This is a genomic window from Mycolicibacter arupensis, from assembly GCF_002086515.1.
GTDB classification, from domain to species: Bacteria; Actinomycetota; Actinomycetes; order Mycobacteriales; family Mycobacteriaceae; genus Mycobacterium; species Mycobacterium arupense.
The window spans coordinates 141,768-149,754 of the sequence record NZ_MVHH01000004.1 but is presented as its reverse complement, the minus strand read 5'-3'; the positions used below and the strand labels follow the sequence as shown (position 1 = coordinate 149,754).

The 7,987-nt window shown below is 66.4% G+C and carries 7 protein-coding genes and 1 pseudogene; 6 read left to right on the top strand and 2 right to left on the bottom strand.

What is annotated here, in order from left to right:
* Positions 1-116: pseudogene (locus tag BST15_RS03895) on the top strand (type VII secretion protein EsxI); the annotation flags it as partial.
* A gap of 148 nt (positions 117-264) precedes the next feature.
* Here the strand turns inward: BST15_RS03895 and BST15_RS03890 are convergent.
* Positions 265-1,368: a hypothetical protein gene (locus BST15_RS03890; RefSeq protein ID WP_046187992.1), complete on the bottom strand. Its 1,104-nt coding sequence runs from the start codon at positions 1,366-1,368 to the stop codon at positions 265-267.
* A gap of 109 nt (positions 1,369-1,477) precedes the next feature.
* On the opposite strand from BST15_RS03890, the gene aspS reads away from it, so the two are divergent.
* Together aspS and BST15_RS03880 are read left to right on the top strand one after the other, a co-directional pair.
* On the top strand, positions 1,478-3,247 hold the full coding sequence (aspS, locus tag BST15_RS03885) for an aspartate--tRNA ligase (protein WP_046187993.1): 1,770 nt from the start codon (positions 1,478-1,480) through the stop codon (positions 3,245-3,247).
* Positions 3,248-3,291: 44 nt separating this feature from the next.
* Positions 3,292-3,705, top strand: coding sequence for a PaaI family thioesterase (locus BST15_RS03880; RefSeq protein ID WP_046187994.1), 414 nt, complete (start codon positions 3,292-3,294; stop codon positions 3,703-3,705).
* A 6-nt stretch (positions 3,706-3,711) separates the two neighbouring features.
* On the opposite strand, the gene BST15_RS23220 is transcribed toward BST15_RS03880, so the two are convergent.
* Positions 3,712-4,140, bottom strand: coding sequence for a transglycosylase family protein (locus tag BST15_RS23220; protein ID WP_198528278.1), 429 nt, complete (start codon positions 4,138-4,140; stop codon positions 3,712-3,714).
* A 350-nt stretch (positions 4,141-4,490) separates the two neighbouring features.
* On the opposite strand from BST15_RS23220, the gene BST15_RS03870 reads away from it, so the two are divergent.
* From BST15_RS03870 to BST15_RS03860, 3 genes are all read left to right on the top strand, one after another.
* Positions 4,491-5,333, top strand: a complete 843-nt coding sequence (locus BST15_RS03870) for a DUF3097 domain-containing protein (protein WP_046187995.1) — start codon at positions 4,491-4,493, stop codon at positions 5,331-5,333.
* 109 nt (positions 5,334-5,442) lie between these two features.
* Positions 5,443-6,552 carry an NDMA-dependent alcohol dehydrogenase gene (locus BST15_RS03865; RefSeq protein ID WP_046188064.1) on the top strand — a complete coding sequence of 370 codons (1,110 nt, stop codon included), beginning with the start codon at positions 5,443-5,445 and terminating at the stop codon, positions 6,550-6,552.
* Positions 6,553-6,606: 54 nt separating this feature from the next.
* Positions 6,607-7,953 carry a replication-associated recombination protein A gene (locus BST15_RS03860; RefSeq protein ID WP_198528279.1) on the top strand — a complete coding sequence of 449 codons (1,347 nt, stop codon included), beginning with the start codon at positions 6,607-6,609 and terminating at the stop codon, positions 7,951-7,953.
* The last annotated feature ends 34 nt before the right edge of the window (positions 7,954-7,987 follow it).

Below are 7,987 nucleotides of genomic sequence, written 5' to 3'. Positions count from 1 at the left end.
TGGGCCGCAACTTCGCGGTGATCTACCAGCAGGCCAACTCGCACGGTCAGAAGGTGCAGTCGGCCGGCAACAACATGGCCAACACCGACGCCTCGGTTGGCTCCAGCTGGGCCTGATCCAAGCCAATCTCCATCAAGAAACCGGCGCAGCCTACGGGCTGTGCCGGTTTCTTGCATGTGTTAGCGCCCTGGCAGCTACGGCGTGTGGCCGAGACGGCGTCGCCGGGTAGCAACTTCGGACGCTCTCGTGCGGTGGGCTAGTTTGCTAGCTCGCGGTCCCTGCCGACGCGCAGGCCCCCAGCACCGTGGTGGAAAGGAAGGTCGCAGCGTTGGCCAGTGAGTTGTCGGACGGGTCGTAGGTGGGTAGCGCCAGCACGAACGCCCGCCGGTACTGCGCAGACAGTTCCGCGAAATCCTGCAACGTGGGGTTGCTGCTGCGCCGGCCCAGCTGCTGCAACTTGTTGGCCAGGCTGATCATGATCGGTCCGACAGCCAGGTTGACCGCCTTCTGCTGCGGGTTCCAGAAGGTTCCCGGAACACTGGGGTCCATCTGATGCCACTCGGTGGCATCGACACCGAATTTGTCCAAGGTGGCCTTCCACTCCCCACACACCGAATTCGTTCCGGTCAGGTAGCGCTGCGGGTTGGCGGGATTGCCCGGCGCGGCGACTTTGGTGGGCGAAGCCTGCGGTTCGACCATCGGCCCGCGGGCGGCTGCTGAGCCGTTGTTGGCGGCCGCGCAGATCGCGGCCAGCGCCGATGCTGCGCTGTGCGCGGTACCGGCCAGCGCGGCATCCCGCTCGGTGTAGGTGGGAATGTGCTCGACGAAGGTCCGGGCGTAGGCGATGAACTGTTCATAGAGCTCGCGCATCACCCGGTGCGGGGTCAGCTTCACCAGACCGACGGTTTGCGCCGCTGCGTTGCGCACCACCTGGCCAGCGGCCAGATAGGCATGCTTCTGCTCGTCGTCCCAGGCCGACGCGGGAATCGACTGATCGCGCTCATTCCAATGGCCGTGTCCCAGCATCGACAGTGTGCTGGACAGGTTGCCGCTGATCGAGGCCCAGGCGGTGCAACTGGGGTCATTGATGATGACCGCGACCGGTCCGTTGTCGTCGGCGCTGGCAATGCCCGAGGCCGCGTTGCGGCTCGACGCCGCGGCGTCCAGCGAACTCTTGCCGGTGTCACCGCCCATCAGCACCACACCGACCAGCACCAGGGCCACCACCGCCAAAACGACTACCGCGGCCAGCCCCCACTTGAGGCTCTTGTTCTGCTTGGGCGCAGCGACTTCGTTGTCGTCCTCGTACTCCTCATCCTCGTCGTCGTAGTCGAGGTCATCGTCGAGGTCATCGCTGCCATTGGTCACAGTCAGCAAGCTTAAAGCACTGACCGGCGCGGGGCAGTGCTGCAAGAAGGCTCTAGACTGGGCGACCGTCGAACCGTTACCTAATGTTTCCATCTCCAAGGGGGTTTTTGTGCTGCGCAGCCACGACGCCGGCTCACTGCGGGTCACCGACGCCGGGCGCAGCGTCACGCTTGCCGGGTGGGTAGCGCGCCGACGCGACCACGGTGGTGTCATCTTCATCGACCTGCGCGATGCGTCAGGGGTGGCGCAGGTGGTCTTCCGGGACTCCGCCGTGCTGGAACAGGCGCACCGGTTGCGGGCCGAGTTCTGTGTGACGGTCACCGGTGTCGTCGAGGTGCGGCCCGAGGGCAACGAGAATCCAGACCTGCCCACCGGCGCCATCGAGATCAATGCTGCCGAATTGCTGGTGCTCAACGAGGCCGCGCCACTGCCGTTCCAGCTCGATGAATCCGCCGGCGAAGAGGCCAGGCTGAAGCACCGCTACCTGGATCTGCGGCGCGAGGGCGGCCCGGGAGCCGCGTTGCGATTGCGTTCGGCGGTCAATGCCGCGGCTCGATCGGTGCTGGCCGCGCAGAACTTCCTCGAGATCGAGACGCCCACGCTGACCCGCTCCACGCCGGAAGGCGCCCGCGATTTCCTGGTCCCGGCGCGTTTGCAGCCCGGATCGTTCTACGCGCTGCCGCAGAGCCCGCAGCTGTTCAAGCAGCTGTTGATGGTGGCCGGCATGGAGCGCTACTACCAGATCGCCCGTTGCTACCGCGACGAAGACTTCCGTGCGGACCGTCAGCCTGAGTTCACCCAGCTGGACCTGGAGATGAGCTTCGTCGACGCCGAGGACGTGATCGGCATCGCCGAGCAGGTGCTCAAGGCGTTGTGGGCCCTGATCGGTTACGACCTGCCATTGCCGCTGCCACGGATGACCTACGCCGACGCGATGCGGCGGTTCGGTTCAGACAAGCCCGACCTGCGATTCGGCCTGGAGCTGGTGGAGTGCACGGAGTTCTTCTCCGAAACCACCTTCCGGGTGTTTCAGGCCCCCTACGTGGGTGCGGTCGTCATGCCGGGTGGGGCCTCGCAGCCGCGGCGCACACTCGACGGTTGGCAGGAGTGGGCCAAGCAGCGCGGGGCCAAGGGTTTGGCGTATGTCTTGGTGGGCGAAGACGGCGAGCTGTCCGGACCGGTGGCCAAGAACCTGACCGACGCCGAGCGTGCCGGTCTTGCCGGGCACGTGGGTGCCGCGCCGGGGGACTGCATCTTCTTTGCGGCCGGTCCGGCCAAGCCGTCTCGGGCGCTGCTGGGGGCGGCTCGCGGCGAGATCGCTCGTCGCCTCGACCTGATCGCTCCGGACGCCTGGGCGTTCACCTGGGTGGTCGACCCGCCACTGTTCGAGCCCGCCGACGACGCCACCGCAGCCGGTGATGTGGCCGTCGGATCCGGGGCGTGGACCGCGGTACACCACGCCTTCACCTCTCCGAAGCCAGAGCACGCCGACCTGGTGGAGACTGACCCCGGCGCGGTGCTCGCCGATGCCTACGACGTGGTGTGCAACGGCAATGAGATCGGCGGCGGTTCGATCCGTATTCACCGCCGCGATCTTCAAGAGCAAGTCTTCAAGGTCATGGGCATCGATGAGGCCGCCGCCAAGGAGAAGTTCGGCTTTCTGCTGGATGCGTTCAGCTATGGTGCTCCACCGCACGGCGGGCTCGCGTTCGGTTGGGACCGCGTCGTGGCACTGCTGGCCGGTGTCGAATCGATTCGCGAGGTCATCGCTTTCCCGAAGTCGGGCGGCGGTATCGACCCGCTCACCGACGCGCCGGCGCCGATCACTGCGGCTCAGCGCAAGGAAGCCGGGATCGACGCGGTACCGCAACCGCGCTGAGGCGATCGCTAGACAGCGGCTCGGCGGTCGGTCAGGCTGCAGCAATGGATTCGACCGAATTCGCACGCCTGGTGGTGGCCAACATGCCGTTCGCCGCGGCGCTGCAGATCGAGATCGCCGAGCTCTCGCCGCAGCAGGTATGCGCGACCATGGCTTGGGCTCCCGAGCGCTGTACCACCGGGGCAATGCTGCACGGTGGAGCGCTGATGGCCTTCGCCGACACCGCCGGGGCGGTGTGCGCGGTGGTCAATCTTCCTCAGGGCGCCAGCACCTCGACCATCGAGTCCAAGACCAATTTCTTCCGGGCGGTACGGGGCGGTGTTGTCACCGCGACCAGCGTTCCGCTGCATGTCGGGCGAACGACGATCGTGGTGCAGACCGATCTGAACGACGACAACGGCAAGTTGGTCGCGCGGGTCACCCAGACCCAGGCGGTGCTGTCGCCGAAGCCTACCTAGGTGTGTTCACCAGAACGGCTTGAGCAGCTGGCGCATTGCCGGCGGCACCCAGCCTTTTACCGACGACGGGAATACCCGACCCGGTCCACAATGTGGCCAGGCATAGGGCCCCTGCTCGTCGAGGACTCTATTGGCCACCGCGATCTGTTGCTCCCGCGACGCCTTCGCCGGTGATCCCACACCGCCGAATGCGCGCCATGTCGACGGCTTGAACTGCAGGCCGCCATAGAATCCATTGCCGGTGTCGGCGGCCCAGTTGCCGCCCGATTCGCATTGTGCGACGGCATCCCAGCCCATCGCCATGTTGTCTGCATGGGCCACCCCCGCTGAAGTTAACAGCGTGCCCACAATCCCCCCGGTGACCAGCCCCGACGTTGCCCAATTAAGGTGGCGCCGCCCGAACTGCACGACACGCTGTGCCGTGTTCCGGTGCATATCACAACCTCCGTGATAGGTGTATATCAGTGAGGTCTCAGAGCATAACGCGATAAAAGATGAAATTGCACATTTCCGTCACCTAAAGATGTAAATGGGTTTGTTGTTATAAATTGAGGCAGAAGTTAACTGCAGTTGTTTGAGTTAACGAAGTTGTTATTGTTACGTATGTTGCGAGAGATCTCTTAGAAATTAAGAGAAAATTGTGTGACTCATGTTGCTGGAGTGATGAACGGTGCCAAAGTTGCTGATGTGTCGGTGACCTGGTCGCGGGTGCTGGCGGAAAAAATCGGCGGAATCGCGCAGGGGGTTCAGCCGCCGCGCCGCCGCAGGCCCCTAGGCTGCCTCGGGTGGCCGACCGCTATGGGACAGACATCCTCGCCGACAACCCGCACGCCGCCCGCAGGGTCCGCTCCATCGAGGTGCCTGTGGAACGCGGCATGGTGGTCGAAGACGCCCAAACCGGGTATGTCGGCGCAGTGGTGCGGATCGCCTACGGCCGGATGGATCTCGAGGATCGCCACGGCCGCACCCGAGGATTCCCCGTCGGTCCCGGCTACCTGATCGACGGGCGGCCGGTGATTCTCACCGAACCGAAGCCGACGGCCCCGACTGCACCGGCGCGCACCGCGTCAGGATCGGTCGCCGTACGCGGCGCACGTGCCAAGGTTGCGCTGGCCAGCCGGATCTACGTGGAAGGCCGCCACGATGCCGAACTCGTCGAACAGGTCTGGGGTGAGGATCTGCGAGTCGAGGGAGTGGTGGTGGAGTATCTCGGCGGCATTGATGATCTGGCCGGCATCGTGGCCGAATTCCAGCCCGGGCCGGGCCGCCGGCTCGGCGTCCTCGTCGATCACCTGGTCGAGGGCTCCAAGGAGACCCGCATTGCCGAGGCCGTGCGCCGTGGGCCGGGCGGCCGGCACACCCTGATCGTCGGTCACCCCTACGTCGACATCTGGCAGGCCGTCAAACCCGGGCGGTTGGGGTTGGCGGCCTGGCCCACGATCCCGCGCAACGTGGAATGGAAGCACGGGATCTGTGCCGCACTGGGCTGGCCACACACCGGCCAGGCCGACATCGCCGCAGCGTGGCAGCGTATTCGGGGTCGGGTGCGCGACTGGACCGACCTGGAGCCGGAGCTGATCGGCCGGGTGGAGGAGCTGATCGACTTCGTGACTCAACCCTCCGCTTAGCGAGCCTCGACGGAGGAGAGCCGCGACGGAGGAGAGGTGACGCTGGACCGGCGTGGGGATTCGGCCGAATCGGGCCACCCGGGCTGTCCGAGCCGGTTGGATGGCAGACATGAAAACAATTGCCGCCGTGGCACATGCGCCTCACCAGCCGTTCGAGATCATGGAGCTGGAACTCGACGGGCCTGGTCCGGGCGAGGTGCTGATCAAGTTCACCGCTGCCGGGTTGTGCCACTCGGACCTGCACCTGGCCGATGGTGACTGGCCCTCGAGGTTTCCGATCGTCGGCGGCCACGAGGGGTCGGGGATCATCGAGGATGTCGGGCCCGGCGTCACCAAGGTCCGTCCCGGCGATCATGTGGTGTGCTGTTTCATCCCCAGTTGTGGCAGCTGCCGGTACTGCTCCACCGGCCGGCAGAACCTGTGCGACATGGGTGCCACGATCCTGGAGGGCTGCATGCCCGACGGCACCTTCCGATTCCACGCGGGGGGAATCGACTATGGCGGGTTTTGCATGCTGGGGACTTTCGCCGAGCGGGCCACCGTGTCGCAGCACTCCGTGGTCAAGATCGATGACTGGCTCCCGCTGGAGACCGCGGTGCTGGCAGGTTGCGGGGTGCCCACCGGCTGGGCGACGGCCAACTATGACGGCGGCGTACGCGCCGGGGACACGGTGGTGGTCTACGGCATCGGCGGGGTCGGCATCAACGCCGTACAGGGTGCCGCGCACGCGGGTGCCAAGTATGTGGTGGCAGTGGACCCCGTGGAGTTCAAGCGCGACACCGCGCTCAAGCTGGGTGCCACCCACGCCTTCGCCACCGCCGCTGAGGCGATGGACAAGATCGCCGAGCTCACCTGGGGGCAGATGGCCGACCAGGCGCTGATCACCGTCGGCGACCTGGGCTTGGAAGTCACCACCGCCGCGATCAACACGGTCGGAAAAGGCGGCACCGTCGTGATCGCGGCGATGGCCCGCTTGGAAGACCTCGACGTGCAGGTGTCGGGCACCATGCTGGCCCTGTTCGGTAAGACCATCAAGGGCACGCTGTTCGGAGGTGCCAATCCGCAGTACGACATCGTGCGACTGCTGCGACTCTATGACGCCGGCCAGCTCAAGCTCGACGAGCTGGTCACTCGGCGCTACACCCTCGAGCAGGTCAACGAGGGCTACCAGGACCTGCGTGAGGGTAAGAACATTCGCGGGGTGATCGTGCACCGCTGATCCGTGCGGTAAACCGCCGGGGTGGGGTCACGGCGGCCGGCGGCCGTGCGTGGTATGCCTGAAACCGTGTCCGACGGCCTGTTCGACCTGACCGGTGCCCCGCCGCCGTCGCCCGGTGCCGGCGCATCCACCCCGCTGGCGGTACGGATGCGCCCGGCGAGCCTCGACGAGGTGGTCGGTCAGGATCACCTGTTGGGGGCGGGGTCTCCGCTGCGTCGCCTGGTCGACGGTTCCGGCGCGGCCTCGGTGATCCTCTACGGCCCGCCGGGAACCGGAAAAACCACATTGGCCTCGCTGATCTCCGGTGCCACCGGCCGGCGCTTCGAAGCACTGTCAGCGCTGAGTGCCGGCGTCAAGGAAGTGCGCGCCGTGATCGACACGGCGCGGCGTGCGGCCGCCTACGGCGAGCAGACGGTGTTGTTCATCGACGAGGTGCACCGGTTCTCCAAGACCCAGCAGGACGCGCTGCTGGCCGCGGTGGAGAACCGGGTGGTGCTGCTGGTGGCAGCTACCACGGAGAACCCGTCGTTTTCCGTGGTCGCGCCGCTGTTGAGCCGGTCGCTGATTCTGCAGCTGCGGCCCCTGGAACCCGACGACATCGCGGCAGTGGTGCGACGCGCCGTCGAGGACGAGCGCGGTCTGGGTGGGCAGGTACGCGTGGTGCCGGATGCGGTGGATCTGCTGGTCCGGCTGGCCGCCGGTGATGCCCGCCGTGCCTTGACCGCGCTGGAGGTGGCCGCAGAGACGGTGGCGGCAACCGGGGACCCGGTGACCATCGAGGTCGTCGAGGGCTCGCTTGACCAGGCCGCGGTCCGCTATGACCGCGACGGCGACCAGCATTACGACGTCATCAGCGCGTTCATCAAGTCGGTGCGTGGGTCCGACGTCGACGCCGCACTGCACTATTTGGCCCGGATGCTGGTCGCGGGGGAGGACCCGCGGTTCATCGCCCGCCGGCTGATGATCCTGGCCAGCGAAGACATCGGGATGGGTGATCCGACCGCCCTGCAGACCGCGGTCGCCGCAGCGCAGACCGTGGCGTTGATCGGTATGCCTGAAGCGCAACTGACCCTGGCGCATGCCACCGTGCACCTGGCGACCGCCCCGAAGTCGAATGCGGTGACTACCGCCCTGGGCGCCGCGATGGCCGACATTCGGGCTGGTAAGTCCGGCGCAGTGCCGGCACACCTGCGGGATGGGCATTACGCGGGCGCGCAAGCCCTGGGCAACGCCGTGGGTTATCGCTACGCTCATGATCATCCCGACGGCGTTGTGCCGCAACAATATCCACCCGACGAACTGGTCGGGGTGGACTATTATCAGCCCACCGGCCGGGGGGCTGAACGCGAAATCGGTGGCCGGTTGGCGCGGCTGCGGGCGATCATCCGCCGTCGCGGCTGACCTGCGTTGACACGGTCGGAATCGCCACGCCGGT